This is a genomic window from Pseudomonas sp. 32_A, assembly GCF_017490905.1.
Taxonomy (GTDB): Bacteria; Pseudomonadota; Gammaproteobacteria; order Pseudomonadales; family Pseudomonadaceae; genus Aquipseudomonas; species Aquipseudomonas inefficax.
This window is the reverse complement of the sequence record NZ_JAFGYI010000506.1, coordinates 1-239: the sequence shown is the minus strand read 5'-3', so window position 1 is coordinate 239 and position 239 is coordinate 1. Positions and strand designations below refer to the sequence as shown.

Here is a 239-nt window from a genome sequence, read left to right as displayed (position 1 = left end):
TGATCAGGTCTTTCTTGCGCTCAGCCAGGGCCTGTTCGTAGGTTTCGCTGCGCCATGCCAGCAGGAAGGCGTAGGCCGCCGACCACAGGTAAGGCACCAGGATCATCGATGTGGCCAGGTAGATCAGGCTGGTATAGGTACCGGCGGAAAACAGCGTGATCAGCAGGAAGCCCTGGATCATGCAGTTGGTCAGCCACAGGGCGTTGGCCGGCACATGGTTGGCGTTTTCCTTGGCCAGA

General features: G+C 59.4%; 1 protein-coding gene. It reads right to left on the bottom strand.

The window, feature by feature from the left end:
- Nucleotides 1-239 (bottom strand): amino acid permease (locus J5M58_RS27615; RefSeq protein ID WP_207880701.1); only part of this gene is annotated, 239 nt, incomplete at both ends.